General features: G+C 37.7%; 14 protein-coding genes. 12 read left to right on the forward strand and 2 right to left on the reverse strand.

Annotated elements, in window-relative coordinates:
* Positions 1 to 66: 66 nt before the first annotated feature.
* On the forward strand, positions 67 to 1,347 hold the full coding sequence (locus SJY09_RS16495) for an LVIVD repeat-containing protein (protein ID WP_396636802.1): 1,281 nt from the start codon (positions 67 to 69) through the stop codon (positions 1,345 to 1,347).
* Positions 1,348 to 1,411: 64 nt separating this feature from the next.
* On the opposite strand, the gene SJY09_RS16500 is transcribed toward SJY09_RS16495, so the two are convergent.
* Complete coding sequence (locus tag SJY09_RS16500) at positions 1,412 to 4,555, reverse strand: WD40/YVTN/BNR-like repeat-containing protein (protein ID WP_396636803.1); 3,144 nt, start codon at positions 4,553 to 4,555, stop codon at positions 1,412 to 1,414.
* Positions 4,556 to 4,746: 191 nt separating this feature from the next.
* Between SJY09_RS16500 and topA the strand changes: the two genes are divergently transcribed.
* The 7 genes from topA (at position 4,747) to SJY09_RS16535 (ending at position 14,453) form a co-directional block, all read left to right on the forward strand.
* Complete coding sequence (gene topA / locus SJY09_RS16505; protein ID WP_396636804.1) at positions 4,747 to 7,245, forward strand: type I DNA topoisomerase; 2,499 nt, start codon at positions 4,747 to 4,749, stop codon at positions 7,243 to 7,245.
* Positions 7,246 to 7,369: 124 nt separating this feature from the next.
* The gene (locus SJY09_RS16510; RefSeq protein WP_396636805.1) at positions 7,370 to 8,527 is read left to right on the forward strand and encodes a formimidoylglutamase; all 1,158 of its coding nucleotides are present in this window, start codon (positions 7,370 to 7,372) and stop codon (positions 8,525 to 8,527) included.
* Positions 8,528 to 8,649: 122 nt separating this feature from the next.
* Positions 8,650 to 10,014: a gliding motility lipoprotein GldK gene (gene gldK, locus SJY09_RS16515; protein WP_396636806.1), complete on the forward strand. Its 1,365-nt coding sequence runs from the start codon at positions 8,650 to 8,652 to the stop codon at positions 10,012 to 10,014.
* A gap of 98 nt (positions 10,015 to 10,112) precedes the next feature.
* Positions 10,113 to 10,766 (forward strand): gliding motility protein GldL, encoded by a 654-nt coding sequence (gldL, locus tag SJY09_RS16520; protein ID WP_396636807.1) that lies wholly within the window; start codon positions 10,113 to 10,115, stop codon positions 10,764 to 10,766.
* Positions 10,767 to 10,818: 52 nt separating this feature from the next.
* The gene (gene gldM, locus SJY09_RS16525; RefSeq protein WP_396636808.1) at positions 10,819 to 12,387 is read left to right on the forward strand and encodes a gliding motility protein GldM; all 1,569 of its coding nucleotides are present in this window, start codon (positions 10,819 to 10,821) and stop codon (positions 12,385 to 12,387) included.
* A 59-nt stretch (positions 12,388 to 12,446) separates the two neighbouring features.
* Positions 12,447 to 13,334 carry a gliding motility protein GldN gene (gene gldN / locus SJY09_RS16530; RefSeq protein WP_126593479.1) on the forward strand — a complete coding sequence of 296 codons (888 nt, stop codon included), beginning with the start codon at positions 12,447 to 12,449 and terminating at the stop codon, positions 13,332 to 13,334.
* Between the two features lie 81 nt (positions 13,335 to 13,415).
* Complete coding sequence (locus SJY09_RS16535; RefSeq protein WP_396636809.1) at positions 13,416 to 14,453, forward strand: NAD(P)/FAD-dependent oxidoreductase; 1,038 nt, start codon at positions 13,416 to 13,418, stop codon at positions 14,451 to 14,453.
* 6 nt (positions 14,454 to 14,459) lie between these two features.
* Here SJY09_RS16535 and SJY09_RS16540 read toward each other — a convergent pair whose 3' ends face one another.
* Positions 14,460 to 14,852 (reverse strand): DUF983 domain-containing protein, encoded by a 393-nt coding sequence (locus SJY09_RS16540; protein ID WP_396636810.1) that lies wholly within the window; start codon positions 14,850 to 14,852, stop codon positions 14,460 to 14,462.
* 123 nt (positions 14,853 to 14,975) lie between these two features.
* Here SJY09_RS16540 and SJY09_RS16545 point away from each other — a divergent pair, with 123 nt between their 5' ends.
* The 4 genes from SJY09_RS16545 (at position 14,976) to SJY09_RS16560 (ending at position 19,591) form a co-directional block, all read left to right on the forward strand.
* Entirely contained in the window at positions 14,976 to 16,889 is a 1,914-nt protein-coding gene (locus tag SJY09_RS16545) for an ABC-F family ATP-binding cassette domain-containing protein (RefSeq protein WP_396636811.1), read from the forward strand.
* Between the two features lie 158 nt (positions 16,890 to 17,047).
* The gene (locus tag SJY09_RS16550; RefSeq protein WP_396636812.1) at positions 17,048 to 17,923 is read left to right on the forward strand and encodes a hypothetical protein; all 876 of its coding nucleotides are present in this window, start codon (positions 17,048 to 17,050) and stop codon (positions 17,921 to 17,923) included.
* Positions 17,924 to 18,108: 185 nt separating this feature from the next.
* On the forward strand, positions 18,109 to 18,990 hold the full coding sequence (locus SJY09_RS16555) for a hypothetical protein (RefSeq protein ID WP_396636813.1): 882 nt from the start codon (positions 18,109 to 18,111) through the stop codon (positions 18,988 to 18,990).
* A gap of 142 nt (positions 18,991 to 19,132) precedes the next feature.
* On the forward strand, positions 19,133 to 19,591 hold the full coding sequence (locus SJY09_RS16560) for a MarR family winged helix-turn-helix transcriptional regulator (RefSeq protein WP_396636814.1): 459 nt from the start codon (positions 19,133 to 19,135) through the stop codon (positions 19,589 to 19,591).
* Positions 19,592 to 19,598: the final 7 nt, after the last annotated feature.

Consider the following 19,598-nt stretch of genomic DNA (forward strand, 5'->3'; position numbering starts at 1 on the left):
TGGAAAGCTACGCAACTAAAATACAGTTCTTCCGTCTTACTGGTATAACCCAATAAATAATATAAAATGAAAAAGAAAGCTTTTTTATTGCTAATGGTTGCCGTTGGTTTTATCGTTTCCTGTGACAACGAAGCAAGCTATGAGGACTATTTAGTAGCTAGGCCAGTAACAATGGATGTGGCACAATTTAAGGCCCAAGCGGTCGCTATAACGCAACCCGAACCAATTGTTTCCTCTGGAAAAATATATACGTACAGGAGTTATATTTTTGTTAATGATGTAAATCGTGGTTTTCATGTAATAGATAATAGCAATCCCGAATCCCCTGAGCGCATTTCCTTTATTAAGTTAGAAGGCAATTATGATATTTCTGTTAAGGATGATAAGTTGTACGCGGATAGTTACGGTGACCTTGTCATTTTTGATATAAAGAATATTAATGACATTAAAGTTTCTAGTCGTATCGTAAATGCTATTTATGATAGTGGTGGTATATGGGCAGCGGACCTTGAGTATCCAACGGCCGATTTCTATGATTACGAAGATTATGATTATCAAAATGAGGCCGTTGTAGGTTGGACGGTTACAACGGAAAGAAGATTGGTCTCGGAATATGAAAGTCGGTACGGAGGATTTTATAATGAAGAAGCTGCCTTAGCAAATACTTCCCCTTCTGATAGTGGGCCTGGAAGGTCTGTGGGTCAGGGAGGGTCATTGGCCAGATTTAAGATAGTAGGGGACTATCTCTATGTCGTGGATTATAGCAATATCAGCATATTTGATATTTCTGATGTGGCGAACCCAAAAACATTGGAGGATGTGCAGGTTGCTTGGGATATTGAGACAATATTTAATCAAGGAGATGTGCTGTTTATTGGTGGAAGACAGGGTATGTATATTTATGATATTACCGAGCCACAAAAACCTGCTTTCATTTCAGAGTTTAGACATGGTACCGCTTGCGACCCAGTGGTTGTAGATGGAGACTATGCTTATGTGACCTTAAAAGGCGGTAATTTATGTGGAAATGCCGAGAGCGGTTTATATGTGGTAGATGTTTCTGATTTGGCAAACCCGGATTTAAAGGTAATATATCCTATGGAGGGTCCAAATGGCCTGGGTGTAAAAGGTGATAAGCTCTTTGTTTGTGATGGGGAAGCAGGGTTAAAGGTATTTGATAAAAGTGACGCCCCTAACGTAACCGAGATTGATCATTTTGAGAATGTCTTTGCCTATGATGTTATTCCTTTAGAGGCCTCTTTGTTAATGATAGGGGATAAAATACTTTACCAGTACGAATATGTGGAGCATAATATTCAGTTAATAAGTTCTTTTGAGCTGAATTAGAAAAATTACATTACAAAAAATGCCTCCATATGGAGGCATTTTTTAATGGCATGAATACTATCCATTATTTCAATGAAATCATTTTAATTTTATTTTCGGTGACTTTATTGTTTATCGCTGTGATGTAGCTATCCAGTAATTTATTTAAATCATTGACTTCGGTATTCAACTCTTGGGTGACCACTTTAAAGAATGCTAAGGACTGATCTGTGGGTGGATAATCTCCACGTTGGGAGTCCGCTAATAGAAATGCCAATCTATTATTTATACGAATTCCATAGTTTAATGGATCTTGTCTACTTTGGTTCTTTGTCATATGAATGTTATTCTCTATCACACTCAGCTTCGTTTCAAATTCGCTTAGTAAACCTTTAAGGTCTTCATTGTTCGCTGCTTTTTTATTTAAATAGTGCAAATCCTCCTTTATAGCCCGTATGGTGGTAATGGCCTCATTTGCTCTTGAAACTTCATTTCTGACAGCTATTAAAAAATCGAATTGTTTCTTGTAATCGGATGCTGAATTCGATAGCCTAGGGTCTTTGACGATTGAAAACGTTTGTTCTGAAATTTTCCCATTGTAGGTTAACCTTGCTTTATATGTTCCCGGGATTGCTTTTGGACCTCTGTTAGGGGAGGAATAAAAAACCATTCCTTTAAAAGTTTTGTAACCCGGATAGCGCATGTTCCAGATAAGTCTATTGCCACCACTTTTTACGTTCAAGGATTTTGTGGAAGCAGGATTCAATTTGTCTTCCTTTGCATGATTTGAAAACGATTGAATTAATGACCCATCCATCTCTAAAATATCAATTTTAATGGTATCCGTTTCCTTACTGTTTTTTATATAATAATTAATGATAGCTCCGTTAGGATGATTCTTGCCTTCCAACATCGTGTTAGCAGGTCCCCAGCCTTGTGATTGTTGCATGCGGTAAGCTGTATCTGGCTTGTACAGATGGGAATCATTGTTCGTCATGTCCTTTGAAAGTTGATGTAACGGAGTTAAATCATCGATCATCCAAAAACTTCTGCCGTGAGTGGCCGCTATCAAATCATTGTCCCGAACATGAAGATCTCTAATTGCGGTTATAGGCAAGTTTAGCTGAAAAGAATTCCAATTTAGACCATCGTCAAAAGAGACATACATGCCCCATTCCGTGCCTGCGTATAAAAGGCCTTTCCTTGTTTTGTCGGATCTAATCGCTCTAGTGTAATGATTGCTTTTAATACCATTGGTAATAACCTTCCATGTTTTACCATAGTCGGAAGTTTTATAGAGGTAAGGAGTGTAATCGCCAAACTTGTAAGCCGTTGCGGCCACATAGGCTGTGCCTTTTACAAAAGGGCTTGGGTCTATACAATTAATCATGTTAAGTTTAGGACTCATCCCTGTAGGGGGCGTAATATTTTCCCAAGTAGTACCATTATCCTTGGTAATATGTATAAGTCCATCATCGCTCCCCACCCAAATAACTCCTTTTTCTAATGGAGATTCGTTTATCGCGAATAAATTTGAATAAAATTCTGCACCAGTATTATCTTGGGTAATCGGTCCGCCCGAGGATTTAATCGTTTCCGGAAGTCCTCTGGTGAGGTCGGGTGATATGGTTTTCCATGATTGGCCTTCGTTGGTGGTCTCATGCAAAAAATTTGATCCTACGAAAAGTCTATTGGAATCATGAATGCTAAATTTTACTGGAAAGTTCCAATTAAAACGATATTTCATGACTTCCGCTCCAGACCCCGCAGGATTGTCTGGCCATACGTTAATAGACCTAGTTTGGTCTACACTATGGTCTTGTCTCATCATATAGCCTTTGTAAGTGCCGCCATAAACAATATCGTTGTTTTCCGGATCTGGGGCAAGGTGAGCACTCTCACCTCCGGCTGTAGCTTCCCAATCACGTTCTCCAATGGTGGAACCAGATACTCGATGCGAAATACGTATGGTGCTATTATCTTGTTGAGCTCCGTAAATGCGGTATGGAAAAGAATTGTCTGTAGTTACTCTGTAGAATTGTGCTGTTGGTTGGTTGTGGTAGGTGGTCCAGTTATTTCCCCCGTCGTTTGATATTTGAGCACCACCATCATCGGCAATGACCATTCGGTTATTATTATTTGGATCTATCCATAAATCGTGATGATCTCCGTGAGGTGCATTTTTTAAGGTAAATGTTTTTCCTCCGTCCGTAGATACTCCATAGCTAACGTTCATAACATATACCTTATCCTTATTTTGAGTATCTGCGTAAATGCGGCTGTAATACCAAGCGCGTTGGCGTAACGCTCTATTTTCATTAATTTTTTTCCAAGTTTTTCCCGCGTTATCCGAGCGGTAGAGTCCTCCCTCTTCTGCTTCAATTATGGCCCACACTCTATCCGAGTCTAAAGGAGATACGGTAATGCCAACGATTCCCCATGGCCCTTTTGGTAGTCCTTCATAATTTGAAATATCAATCCATGTATCTCCACTGTCCGTGCTTTTATATATTTTACTATCAGGTCCGCCACTATCCATTCGGTAGCCGTTACGTTTCATTTCCCAAGTGGCTGCGTATAGTATTCTTGGATTGTTAGGGTCTAGGATTAAGTCACCTGCGCCCGCTTTTTCACTTTCAAATAGCACCTTTTCCCAGCTGCCACCGCCATCTTTAGTGCGAAAAACACCGCGTTCGCTATTCGGTTTCCATAGATTGCCTATGGCCGCTACGTATACCAAATCAGGATTGGTTGGGTGAATTCTAATCCTAGCGATATGTTCCGTGCCCTCAAGCCCAAGGAATTTCCAACTTTCTCCAGCATCAACACTTTTCCATACACCGTTTCCGGAAGAAACATTACCTCTCAGTGTTTGTTCTCCTTCTCCAACATAAATTACATTAGGGTCTGATTCGGAAACGGCTACCGCTCCTATGGAACCTCCAAAATATCCGTCGGAAATACAGCTCCATGTGCTACCGGCATCCGTAGTTTTCCAAACACCACCACCAGCAGTGCCCATATAATATAGGTTTGGGTCATTGGGCACGCCCGTGGCAGTTCCTGCCCTACCTCCTCTAAACGGCCCTACTAGGCGCCATTCAATACCATTATATAAGGATTCATCAAAAACTAGGGCATCCGTTGTTTTCTTTTTTCGCTGTGCATTCAATGAAATAGCTGCAGCTATAAATACAACTAATATTAGGTAGGTAGTACGTTTTTTCATCTTTTAAAAATCTAGTGTGCTTTAAAAATAAGGATATTCTGGGCTTTTTGCCTATAAGAAAATTAAATTTCATTCTTCAACTATAGCCTCAAATTAGAAGATGTTATGGTTTAAATATGATGTCATATCATAAGGTCATAGCAGGAAATTAAAAAATTCGACTACTTTTGTTGCTCAAAATATACTACTGCATGGCTAAGAATTTGGTAATTGTTGAGTCTCCCGCGAAAGCAAAGACTATTGAAAAGTTCCTTGGAAAAGATTTTAAGGTAGAATCTAGTTTTGGTCATATTGCAGATTTACCATCAAAGGAATTAGGTGTAGATGTCGACAATAATTTTGAGCCCAAGTATATTGTGGATAAAGACAAAAAGGCCTTAGTTAAAAAGCTAAAGGATTTAGCTAAGAAGGCAGAAGTGATTTGGTTAGCAAGTGATGAGGATCGAGAAGGAGAGGCGATATCTTGGCATTTAGCAGAAGAGCTTGGTTTGGATAAAAAGAAGACAAAACGTATCGTTTTCAACTCTGTAACTAAAGCCGCAATTCAGAAGGCTATTGAGAATCCAAGAGAGATTAACTACAACTTGGTGAATGCACAGCAGGCGCGTAGAGTGCTAGATCGTTTGGTTGGGTATCAGTTGTCGCCTGTATTATGGAAGAAAATAAAGCCAGGACTTTCTGCCGGTAGGGTGCAATCTGTTGCGGTAAGACTTATTGTTGAACGGGAAAGAAGCATCGAGGCCTTTACGCCCAAAGCTTCTTTCAGGATCGTTGCGGAATTTAAGACAGGCTCGGGGAGTAGTTTTTCGGCTAAATTGGGTAAGACCTTTGCTTCCAAAGAAGAGGCGCAAGCATTTCTTGAAAATAATATTGGTGCGGACTTTTCTGTGAGTAAACTGGATAAAAAGCCAGCTAAAAAATCCCCGTCGGCACCTTTTACTACATCAACCTTACAACAAGAAGCCTCAAGGAAACTATATTTTTCTGTAGGTAGGACCATGCAGGTAGCGCAGCGTCTATATGAAGCCGGACTCATTACTTATATGAGAACGGACAGTGTAAACCTGTCCAATGAAGCGGTGAATGGAGCAAAGGAGGCTATTGTAAAAAACTACGGAGAAAAATATAGTAAGATTAGGAGTTTTACTGGAAAGTCTAAAGGTGCTCAAGAGGCGCACGAGGCGGTTAGACCTACCAACCTAGGCAATCAATCTCCTTCTTTAGAACGAGATCAATCTAAATTGTATGACCTTATCTGGAAAAGAACCATTGCTTCTCAGATGAGTGATGCCGAATTGGAACGTACCAATGTAAAAATAAAAGCAGATAAACATACGGAAGAATTTACTGCTAACGGAGAGGTCATTAAGTTCGATGGTTTTCTTAAAGTATATATGGAAGGCGTCGATGAGGAGGATTTGGCCGAAGAGCAGGAAGGAATGTTACCTGCAATGAAGGTTGGTGAAGCGTTGCAAAATGTGTTCATTACCGCAACGGAAAGATTTTCTAGAGCACCATATCGTTTTACGGAAGCATCTTTGGTAAAAAAACTAGAAGAATTAGGTATAGGAAGACCATCTACCTATGCGCCAACAATTTCTACAATCCTCAATAGAGGTTATGTTGAAAAAGGTACCATAGAAGGTAAGGAACGGAAATACCTGCAATTGGTATTGGAGTCCAATGATATAAAGGTCAAAAATCTTTCAGAGAATGTAGGTTCGGATAAAGGAAAAATGGTACCTACGGATATAGGTATGATCGTAACAGATTTCTTAGTGGCAAATTTCGCCAATATCCTAGACTACAATTTTACGGCACAAGTAGAGGAAGATTTTGATGAGATTGCTTCAGGCGAGGAGGATTGGAAAAAAATGATGAAAAGCTTTTATAAAGATTTTCGTCCTAATGTATTGGATGTTGAAGAGAATGCGGATCGTGCCAGTGGTGAGCGTATTTTGGGGAAACACCCTAAAAGTGGAAAACAGGTTTCCGTTCGTTTGGGAAGATTTGGACCTATGGTGCAGGTAGGAACTGTAGACGATGAGGAGAAACCTACTTTTGCAAGTTTATTGCCAGACCAGTCTTTGAATACTATTACTTATGAAGAGGCCATGGACCTTTTTAAACTACCACGCAAACTAGGCGTTTATGAAGGGGAAGAAGTAGAGGCCAACGTTGGGCGTTTTGGTCCTTATGTAAAATTTGGTAAAAAGTTTATTTCCATGGAAAAAACTGATGATCCAATGGAGATTGATATGGACCGTGCCGTAGAGTTGATTGTAGCAAAACAAAAGGCGGATGCTCCTATAGCGCAGTACGAGGATAAAGATGTGCAAAAAGGCACTGGTCGTTTTGGTCCTTTCATCAAATGGGACGGAATGTTCATTAATGTCAACAAGAAGTACGATTTTGACAATCTTTCTTACGATGACATTGTGGAGTTAATTGAAGTGAAAAAGCAAAAGGAGATTGATAAAGTAGTTCAGAACTGGGAAGAAGAAGGGATACGAATAGAGAAAGCAAGATGGGGACGGCACAATATTATAAAAGGAAAGATTAAGGTAGAACTTGCCAAAACGGTAGATGCTACTAAAATGACTTTAAAAGAAGCTGCTGCTTTAATAGAAAAAAAGATGCCCAAAAAAAAGGCAAAAGCAAAGCCCAAGGCAAAAGCTAAAAAGAAGTAAATCGCAGTAGTAATAAGTTTTTAGGATAAAGTAATCTAGCTGATAAGGTTAATTATTTATCAACGAACAACGAACAACGAACAACGAACAACGAATAACGAATAACGAACAACTATTCCCAAACATGGCCTTTGATTTTTTAGTTCCTGTAGCAGATAAAGTTTTGGCTCATTGCGAATTGTTGCCCCCACAGGCAATAGGAAGAAATACACATATACATACAGTTAAAGACGGTCTGCCAGTACTTGCGAATGCTACGGTGGCTATTTTGGGAGTTAGGGAATCTAGAAATGCATTTGAGAAAAAACTGGAAAAGTTAGATGTTTCCGGCATTAGAATGCAGCTTTACAAACTTTTGTTAGGGAACTGGAACGCCACCTTAGTAGATCTAGGGGATATAGAGGAAGGGGAATCTGTTGACGATACCTACTTCGTAGTAAAAGAAATAGTAGCGGAACTCTTGGAAGAAAATGTAATCCCCATAATTCTTGGTGCTACTCAAGATATCTGTTATCCGGCTTATAGGGCCTTTGACGGTATCAAGGATATGATAAACCTTGTAGCCGTAGATAGCCGTTTTGATTTTGGAATAGAAGACGAACTCATATCCTCACATTCCTATATGAGTAAGATCATTACGGACAAGCCCAACAATTTATTCAATTTCTCCAATATCGGATATCAGAGTTATTTTAATGCACAGGAGGAGGTAGACTTAATGGAGCGTTTGTTTTTTGATGCGTATAGGTTGGGGGATATTGCAAATAATCTTTCTTTGGCAGAGCCCGTTCTCAGAAATGCCCATATGGTAGGTATAGATGTTAGGGCTATAAAAGCTAGTGAAATAAGTCTTTCTGCTAATTTTTCTCCCAATGGTTTTACCGGTCGGGAGATTTGTGCCATCTCTAGATATGCCGGTATAAGTGACAAGGTATCCTTATTTGGAATATATGAAATGGAGAATAATGTGCAGTCTCAACAACTCATTGCACAAATTATTTGGTATTTCATAGAAGGTATAACCTATAGAATAAAAGAATCTCCATATACAAAAACCGATGACTTCACCAAGTATACCGTGCCTACCGATGCGGAAGAGCTTGTATTCTTCAAAAGTCATTTAACAGAAAGATGGTGGGTAGAAGTGCCATCTATCTTTACTTCACATACTAAAGCAAACACACCTGCGTTATTACCATGCACCGGAGAGGATTATTTAGATGCATGTGATCAGAACATTCCAGAGCGGTGGTTTAAAGCTTACAAAAAAGGCTTTAATTAAATAAAAATATTTTATTAAGGAATATAACTTTAGTACAATAATTTATTCAAAATGTAGTTTTAGAAGTTAGAATAAACAATTGTATTTGCAGTTATAACCAAAATCGAAATTTAACCTAAAGTATGAAGAAGCTATTGTTGTCATCTATAGCGTTTGTTTTTTTACTCACAAGTTGTGGGTCCAAAACAAAAGGAGAGCTAGTCGGAGTCCAAGGAAAAAAATGGTATCCGGAAAAACCATATGGAATGGAACTTATCCCAAGAGGTTCTTACATCATGGGTAAAAGTGAAGAAGACCAAGCGAAGGTTTTAAACGCTCCAACGAAAACAGTTACGGTACGTTCCTTTTATATGGACGATACTGAAATAACGAACAGTGAATACAGGCAGTTTGTGGAATGGGTTAAAGATTCCATTACAAGAACAAAATTGGCCATTTTGGCCGATGAGCTCGGTATTGGTCCAGAAGAGGGCGGTATCGGTGATTTTGCATTTAAAGATGCGGATACTACCAAATCATCTGTTTACGATAAATACATGTTGGATAATTACTCAGGGATGGGTGAGACCGGATATGAAGGTAGAGCATTGAACAAAGATGAAAACCTTATCTGGGATACTTCAGATTATCCAGACGAGTACTACGCTGAGGTAATGGATTCATTATATATTCCAGAAGAAGAATCGTATAACGGACAGCGAAGTATTGATGTTACTAGATTAAAGTACAAGTACAGCTGGATGGATATCGAAGCGGCTGCTAGGGCATCAACTAAAGGAAACAAAAGTAGAAAAAACTTTATCCGTACAGAGGAATTAGAAATATATCCTGATACCACGGTTTGGATCAGGGATTTCGAATATTCCTATAACGAGCCAATGCATAACGATTATTTCTGGCACGATGCTTACAGTGAATACCCTGTAGTAGGGATATCATGGGAACAAGCCAAAGCATTCTGTAACTGGAGAACAAAGTTTAAAAATGACGATCAAAAGAGTAAAGGAAAACAGTTTGTAAATCAGTTCAGATTACCAACTGAGGCAGAATGGGAATACGCCGCAAGAGGAGGTATCGAAGGCGGTACCTATCCTTGGGGAGGTCCTTACGTAATCTCGGATACAGGTTGTTTTATGGCAAACTTTAAACCACAACGTGGTGACTATGCAGCAGATGCAGCACTTTATACTGTAGAAGCCAAATCTTATGAGCCAAACGACTTTAATCTTTACAATATGGCCGGAAACGTTTCTGAATGGACAAACTCTAGTTATGATCCTAGTGCTTACGACTATGTTTCTACTATGAACCCTAACGGTGGTGATCAGAGTAATACTCGTAAAGTGATCAGAGGTGGTTCATGGAAAGATGTAGCCTACTTTTTACAAGTAAGTACAAGAGATTATGAGTATTCTGACTCCGCGAGAAGTTATATTGGCTTTAGAACAGTACAAGACTATATGGGTGAAGAAGATTCAACCCAATAAATAAACATATGTAAGTAAACAAATTATTTTTTAACACAAATTTCAAATCAAATTTTTAACCAAATCTTTATTATTAAACCTTAAATTAAATTTAAATCATGGCACAGTCAAAATCAACAAAGAAATTATTTAACATGGCCTATGGCCTTGGAGCATCGGTAGTAATTATTGGTGCATTGTTTAAAATCCTTCACTGGGAATTTGGTCCCTTAAATGGTGGTATTCTTTTAGCAGTAGGTCTTATTACTGAAGCACTTATTTTTGCTATTAGTGCTTTTGAACCGGTAGACGATGAGTACGATTGGTCTTTAGTATATCCAGAATTACAAGGTGGTGCTTCCACTGGTAAGAAAAGCAATGAAGCTGCTGAAATCAAAGAGGCTGAAGCATCTTTATCCGCTAAATTGGATAACATGTTAAAAGAAGCTGGTGTAGATGCGAACCTTATGGAGAGTCTTGGTTCTAGTATCAAAAACTTCGAAGGTGCAGCAAAAGGAATTGCTCCTACTGTAGATGCAATGGAATCTACTAAGAAATATTCAGATGAAATGGTACAAGCTGCCTCTCAGATGGAATCTTTAAACAGTCTTTATAAAGTACAATTAGAAAGTGCTAGCAAGCAGGCTTCTGTTAATGAGGAAGTTGTTCAAAATGCAAGTGCACTTAAAGATCAGATGGCTTCTTTATCTACTAACCTTTCTTCATTGAATGGTGTTTACGGTGGAATGTTATCTGCAATGAACAAAAACTAAAATTGGATTTTAACCAAACCCAAATTATTAATTAAAATCTAATTTTAAAACCATGGCAGGAGGAAAACAATCACCACGTCAGAAGATGGTAAATCTAATGTATTTGATTTTCATCGCGATGTTGGCATTAAACATGAGTAAAGAGGTGCTAGCGGCATTCGGAATTATGAACGAAAAGCTAGAGACTTCTAACGAACAGACAACAGCAAGTAACGATGCGTTCTTGGAAAGTCTTGGAACTAAGGCATCTGAAGATGCGGCAAAGTATGACAAGCTGTATCAAAATGCCCAGAAGATAAAAGCAATGTCCCAAGAATATTACGACTATTTGGAAAGCCTTAAGACAGGCATGACAGAAGGTTTAGAAGACGCTACGGACTATGCTCGTATGGACAATTCAGATTTCTTGGACCAAACACTTTTTCAAGGAGATAATTTATCCGAAGAAGGTAAAAAGTTCATGAGTAGCTTAACAGGGTACCGTGATCAGGTAGCTGCAATAGTGCCACCGGCGCTTAAGCAATCTGTTATTGATCGTTTTAGGACTGATGATGGTAAGAAGGATGATGGAAAAGTTGAAAAGAGAGACGGAACACGTCAAGATTGGATCAACTATCACTATGAAGGATATCCTTTAGTTGCATCATTGGCTAAGTTAACGGCGCTTCAATCAGACGTTAAAATTACGGAAGAAGCTGCCTTAAAATCAATGTTGGCAGGTGAGTTAACAGAGCAAGTTTCTTTGAAGAACTTTGCAACATCACTTTTTGCTAGTAAATCAGCTTATTATACAGGAGAAAAATACGACGGAAAAATTATCATCAGTAAGACCGATAATTCTTCTACTCCGGTTAGAGCTGAGTTAACTTTGGACGGTAGAAAACTATCAGAAGGAAAAGACTATAAGCTAGAAGCTGGCGGTGTTAAAATGTTAATCGGTTCCGGTTCAGCTGGTGATCACGAAGTTGCAGGTACATTATTCTTTAAGCAAGATGGAAACGAAATAGAGGTTCCTGTGAAGAATTCCTTTGCAACGATTTCTAAGCCCAACGCTGCGTTGATAGCTGCAGATAAGATGAACGTTGTTTATCGTGGAGTAGCTAACCCAATGTCTATATCTATACCGGGTATACCTAATAATAAAGTACGTGCTTCTGCACCAGGACTTAGGTCTGTTAGCGGTAGTAAATACATTATGAATCCTGGAAAAGGAAGGTCTGTTACTATAGTTGCTTCTGGAACATTACCAGATGGTCAACCAATATCTTCGAAATCTGAATTTAGAATTAAAGATATTCCACGACCAGAAGGTACGGTTAGTAAGCAATCTGGTAGTATTAAACTTCCAAGAAGAAATATAGAAATTGGCACAATCGGTGCGCAGTTATATGATTTTGACTTTGATTTGAACTTAGCGGTAAGCGGATTTAAATTTAAGGTTCCTGGTCAACCAACAATTAGCGTTAAAGGTAATAAGTTGGATTCTAGAGCAAAATCAGCACTAAAACGTGCTAAAAGAGGTGACATCGTTCAGATTTTTGATGTGAACGCATTCATCACAAATAACAAGAGTTATAAGTTGAAGAAAGTATCTCCAGTAGTTATAGAGGTAACAAATTAATACAAATAGAAGGATACCGAGCAGCTAGTCTGCTCGGTTAATTTTAAAGTGAAACAAACATGAATTGGAAAAATGTTTTAATAGTAGGAGCAGTGGTTTTATTACCCGCTTCTATAATGGCCCAAGCGAATATCTTGAATGCCAAAAAGCCGCAGGATGTTGGAGTAAGGACCGATGCACAAAAGGAGGTAGATAATGACGCTCCTTTAGCCTATGGTTATGTGGATGACAGAGATATTCTTTGGTCTAAAACACTATGGGAAACTATAGATTTAGACGAGCGAGTTAATTTTCCGTTATACTATCCAACAGATACCATTGATATAGGTTCTGATAGAAGGTCTTTATATCATGTGTTGATGAAGAACATCAAAAATGGTAAGTTAGATGCTTATGCGGATTCTTATTTTACCGAAAAGAGGAATTTCGGTGATTTGACCGCAGCCTTATCTAAAACAGATACATTAGATTTTGGATACGAACAAATGAATGCAGGTGAAGCAGTTTCTGAAGAGTTTATTGCTCGTAGAGATATTACTGCCGCTGAAATTGAAGAGTATCGTATTAAAGGTATTTGGTATTTTGATAAGCGTCAAGGCGAACTAAAGTACCGTTTACTAGGTATTGCACCAGTAGCGCCAGATGTTAACTTTATCGATGATGAAAATCCAGATAAAGTAGAATTGTTCTGGGTATGGTATCCAGATGCTCGTGAAGTATTGCACGAGGCCAAAGTATTTAATCAACGCAATTCTGCACAACCCATATCTTTTGATATGTTATTGAACGCAAGAAGGTTCAATGCCGTAATCTATAAAGAGGATAATGTGCACGGTGACCGTGAGGTTAAAGACTATATTGCCGACAATGCCTTGTTTCAGCTTTTAGAAGCAAAACGTATCAAAGAAGTTATCCGAGATAGGGAACAAGATATGTGGGCATATTAAATAGAGAAATTCCAATTCAAGAATAATGAAAAGCTCCGATACATGTATCGGAGCTTTTTTCTTATTAACTACCTTTGTCAAATGCTAGATTATATTGTAGTGGGGCTTGGTTTGGCCGGGATATCATTCTGTGAAACGCTAAGAAAGAATAATAAAACGTTTGTATGTTATAATGATAGCTCGCAACAAGCCTCTATGGTTGCTGGAGGCCTTTATAATCCTGTAATTTTAAAAAGATTTACGCTTTCTTGGAATGTAACGGAGCAATTAGAAGTTGCTAATAGGTTTTATAGTACAATAGAAGAAAGTTTGGATGTTCGTTTTGATCAAAAGCTTCCTGTCCTGAGAAGATTTCATAGTGCGGAAGAACAAAACTTATGGTTTGAAGCTGCCGATAAAGAGCCGCTAAAACCCTATCTGTCATTAACTTTGATTCCTAATGAAAATAATTCATTACATGCTCCGGTCGGTTACGGTAAAGTTTTACAAACCGGTAGAATAGATACTAAAGTCCTCATAGAAAGCTACATACAATATCTGTTGAAAAAAGACCTCCTGAGAACGGAATCATTTGTTCATGAGCAGCTTCAGTTTAAAGAGGATTATTTAGAATATGGGGGGACCAAAGCAAAACAAATTGTTTTCGCAGAAGGCTATGGCTTAGCTAAAAACCCGTTATTTAATACGCTCCCCTTACAAGGTTCAAAGGGGGAATATATTATTGTTAAATCGGCACAGCTTAAGGAGAGAAACGCTATTAAGTCATCCATTTTTATAATACCATTAGGTAATGATTTTTATAAAGTTGGGGCTAATTACAATAGAGAAGATAAGTCCAATGAACCTACGGATGCGGCTAAAAAAGAACTTGTAGAAAAGTTAGAAAAGGTGCTGGATTGTGATTATAAGATAGTTGGTCATGTAGCAGGGGTTAGGCCCACAGTAAAGGATAGGAGGCCCTTGGTTGGTCGCCATCCATTACATCACCGGTCCTATATACTAAACGGTTTTGGTTCTCATGGAATTCTAATCGGGCCTTGGGCGGCATTAGAACTTTATGATTATATAGAAAATGGTAGGCCTTTGAACAAGGAGATGGATATTCAACGATTCAATTAAGGCATATTACGCTTTATTAGTGACGGCGGCCTTCGGGTCGTATTTCATAAAGATATTGATCCATATATTCCTTGATAATCTAATGATTACGGGCATAAAAACAACCATGGTAGCTACTATGGCAATAAAGGTGTTAATTAATGAAGTGCCTATCAATAGTTTTGCGATTACAAAAACTGCCACTGCAAAAGCAATCCCCACACCATAACTTACGTACATGGCACCATAAAAAAAAGAAGGTTCTATCTTGTATTTTGTATTACAATGGCCACAACGTTCATGCATTCTAAATAGATGTCCGGGTTTGTAAGGATTTTTGCTCACGTACATGCTTTCTTGTTGGCATTTAGGACAACTTCCTGTTAAAATACTGTAGAGTTTGTTTCCTTTTTTTAACATTTGCAAAACTTTACACAAAGATAAAGATTACGAGTAGTTTTACCTGCTCCAAAACGGCCTTATTACTATTTTGAAATAAGAGTTATTTTAAATTGAAATAGGCCTAAGAACTATAATTATATTATGCTAAACATTCATAACCTTTCTGTTTCCTTTGGAGGAGAATATCTATTCGAAGAAATTTCTTTCCGTTTAAACGCAGGGAATAGGGTAGGTCTAGTGGGTAAAAACGGAGCTGGCAAATCTACACTTTTAAAGCTGCTATCAAGAGATATGGCTTTGGACACGGGAACCATTGCTATAGAAAAGGATATTAAAATAGGATTCTTAAGACAGGATATAGATTTTGTTCAAGGTAGGAATGTTTTGGAAGAGGCTTATCAGGCCTTCGAAGAAATTAAGGCCTTAGAACAAAAGCTGGATGATATTAACGTTCAGCTTGCGGAACGAACGGATTATGAAAGTGAATCCTACAACCAACTTATAGTCGATTTGAGTGATATTACCCAGCACTATGAGATTTTAGGTGGCTATAATTACCAAGGTGAGACAGAGAAAATATTACTAGGTCTAGGTTTTAAGTCAGAGGATTTTGATAAAAAAACCGAAACCTTTTCAGGAGGATGGCGTATGCGTATAGAGCTGGCCAAATTATTGCTGCAAAGTAATGATGTGCTATTGCTCGATGAGCCGACCAACCATTTGGATATTGAGTCTATTATATGGTTTGAGCAATTTTTGAATAACTACTCAGGAGCTGTTATGATCGTGTCTCACGATAAAATGTTCTTAGATAATGTTACCAATAGAACCATTGAAATATCTTTAGGGCGCATTTACGATTATAACAAGCCTTACTCCAAATACTTGGTTTTACGGAACGAAATGAAACAACAGCAGTTGAATGCTCAAAAGAACCAGGAAAAAGAAATTCAACAGGCAGAACGTTTAATCGAGAAGTTTAGGGCAAAGAGTACCAAGGCATCTATGGCACAGTCACTCATCAAGAAATTGGATAAAATTGAACGTATTGAAGTTGATGAGGATGATAATAGTGTAATGAACCTAAGGTTTCCCATTTCAATAACGCCAGGTAAGGTAGTGGTAGAAATGGAATCATTGTCAAAAAGCTACGGAGAAAAACATGTTTTAGAGGATATTAGTTTACTTATTGAGCGCGACAGTAAAACAGCTTTTGTAGGTCAGAACGGACAAGGTAAGTCCACCCTAGCAAAAATCATTGTTAAGGAGTTGGAATATGAGGGGCATCTAAAATTGGGTCATAATGTACAGATAGGATATTTTGCACAAAACCAGGCAGAATACCTAGACGGTAATAAGACTATTTTAGATACCATGATAGATGCCGCAAACGAATCCAATAGGAGCAAGGTTAGGGATATACTGGGTTCCTTTCTTTTTAGGGGCGATGAGGTAGAGAAATATGTAAAAGTACTATCAGGAGGGGAGCGTAATAGATTAGCACTTGCTAAAATGCTGCTACAACCTTTTAACGTCCTTGTTATGGATGAACCTACGAACCATTTAGACATTAAGTCCAAAAATGTCTTAAAACAGGCCTGTCAAAATTTTGAAGGAACCTTAATATTGGTATCACATGATAGGGATTTTCTGCAAGGGCTTACAAATAAAGTTTATGAGTTCAAGGACCGAAAGATTAAGGAATATCTTGGAGATGTTGATTTCTATTTGGAACAGCGAAAGGTAGAGAATTTTAGAAGTATTGAAAAGAAAGAGGCTGGGCCGGCCATTGCCAAAATACCCAAGAAAAATAATTCCTTTGAGAATCAAAAGAAAGTTAAAAGTCTAAAGAACAGAATAAGTACTACAGAGTCCAAAATTGCGGATTTAGAAAAGGAAATAAAGACTATTGACCATGATTTGTTAATGAATTATGACGCTACCATCGCTGAGAGCAATTTCTTTGATAAATATCAAGCTAAAAAAGATACCCTTGAAAAGCTTATGATAGATTGGGAAAAACTTACAAATGAATTGGAGATAGTAGAACTATAGAAAGTTTCACCTACAATATGTAGCCCTACACCACAACTTTAGACACTTTCACAACAAAGCGATACCGTTCAACGATAAATTTTGATTTTTCATCGTTATTAGTAGTAATTTGTAGGATAATTCTTAGTAAAGTTAGAATTAACGTAAAACTAATCTCAATGAAAAACCTGTACGCACTTTTATTTACTGCACTACTAGTTTGCAACGTATGCATTGCTAAAGTATCAAAAAAAGAGAAAAAGGCTTTGATTGGTCTCTATAATAGCACCAATGGAACTCATTGGGTGAAAAAATGGGATCTAAAAGCTCCTGTTTCCGAGTGGTATGGTGTTAAGGTGCAAGATAATAAAGTAGTAGAGGTAAATCTCTTTAGGAATAATTTAATGGGTGCCATCCCTAATAGTATTAGCGGTTTAGAAAACTTAACGGTTTTAAATTTGGCGTTCAATTCATTAACTGGTGAGCTACCCGAGGAAATAGCGGAGCTTTCTAAGCTACGGATTCTTAAATTAGAAATGAACAGGATAAAGGGTGCTATTCCATCAGGAATTGGTAACCTAATTAGTTTAGAAGAGTTATCTGTTTTTAATAATTTTTTATCAGGTACCATTCCTGAAAGTATTGGTAATATCAAAGGATTGAGAGTTTTGAATTTATCCAGTAATGCTCTTAAGGGTTCAATTCCAAATTCATTGGGAGAACTTACACAGTTAGAAACATTGGGTCTTTTTGAGAATACATTAGAAGGAGCGATTCCCGGGGAAATGGGAAATCTTAGAAACCTAAAAGAATTGGTGTTGGCGAACAATAGCTTAAATGGCGATATTCCCGAAGAGTTTGGTCAGTTGGCGAGTTTAGAAGTTTTCCAGATACAGAATAATAAATTCGATTCTTTTAAAAATCTCGAAATGTTGGAAACCAGAGAATATTTAGTTTTTGACTATGATAGGGACGATAGAAAAATAGAGTTCAAAGAGATAAATTTTGAGAAAACCAGAATGGCGGATACAAAGTTTGAAGATATAGATGAGTAAGAGTAGTTTACACTTTTAGTTAGTTTGGTGAAAAAAAGAGGTATTTAATCGTACCTCTTTTTTATGTCCATATCATAAACTAAAAATTTTTACGTTAATGAAAGGTAATGCGCGCAGTAAAGAACCTTAGGTTAATTGATTGATTAGTTTATTTTAGGGTTAAGTAGGATTTAATTAGTAGTAGTATGAAACGATTTATTGAGCAATATTTGCTCGTCACTTTAATGATTTGTGGTTTTTCTTTAAAAGGTCAGACTTCAAAAGTAGAAAAAGAAGCTTTAATAGCTATTTATAATCAGACTTCTGGTGAAAAATGGGCGGTTACGTGGGACTTGACCAAAAGCGAAACAACCTGGCAAGGCGTAGTTATTGAAAATGGGCAAGTAGTAGCACTGAACCTTCACAGAAACGGTTTGGAAGGGAATATCCCATCTTCCATAAAAAATCTAAAAAATCTGAAAGTTTTGAATATGGCTTTTAACAAGCTCAGTGGAGAAATTCCGGTAGAAATATTTTCATTAGAGAAATTAAAGTCCATACGGTTAGAAATGAATTCGCTTACAGGAAGTTTACCAGAAAATCTAGCAAACGCCAAGAACTTAGAGGATTTGTCATTATTCAATAATCTGTTAGAAGGTACTATACCCAATGGGATAGGAGATATTAAATCTTTGAAGATGCTAAATTTATCCAGTAATTATTTTGAGGGAAAACTACCGAAATCAATTGCGGAATTAGAAAACCTGGAAAGTCTGGAGTTATTTGGAAATAAGCTAAGTGGCGCCATAGATGTAGAATTGGGACAATTGAGAAATTTAAAAGAATTGGTACTCTCATACAATCAATTTGAAGGTAATTTACCTCAGAGTACGGCTAATTTGGCAAATCTAGAGTTCGTTCAATTGCAGGGAAATAACTTTAGGTCTATTCGCTCGCTACAGAATTTAAGGACAGAAGGCTTGGCCACTTTTGATAGTGATGATGAATTTTTGAATATCCAATTTGGAAAAGAGAATCTTACGAAAACCAGAATGGCTACCAACACATTTGAGGATATAGAAGATTAGCACTATGATTTTTTAAAAGTAAAGCCCCTTTAATTATTGGGGCTTTTTTTGTTTCATCTATGAGCTGAGGTCTTCAACATATTTAAGATTACTTTAACATTGGTTGCATGTGCAACTAATGCCTTTTTAGTAGTTTCGCACCGTGTCTAGCAAAACCTTCGAAATAGATTTTGAAACCTCCATCGGTCCATGGCTGGGGAGAACCGTTAAAATGGTAGATTACCATTTGCAGGAGGCCTTTGATAGATATGGTTTGGACATGACCAAGGAACAGATGGTAATTCTAAAGAAGCTGCACGAACAAGACGGTATCAATCAAAACGAGTTGGCATCACTTACCTACAGGGATAAATCTTCACTTGCGAGACTAATTTCCAAGATGGAATCAAAGAAGTACATACGTAGAATTCAGAGCAAAGAGGACAAAAGGAACAATGAAATTTTTATTACTGCTGTTGGTTCAGAAATATTAGCTGCAACCAGACCTGTTATCCAAGAAGTAATTGATGTCATGGAACAAGGCATCAATAAAGAAGAAAAGGCCCTTATTATTAATACACTCAAGAGAGTTCAGAATAACTTCAATTTAAAATCGATATAACCGCTTA

This window comes from Maribacter sp. R77961, assembly GCF_044594925.1.
Taxonomy (GTDB): Bacteria; Bacteroidota; Bacteroidia; order Flavobacteriales; family Flavobacteriaceae; genus Maribacter.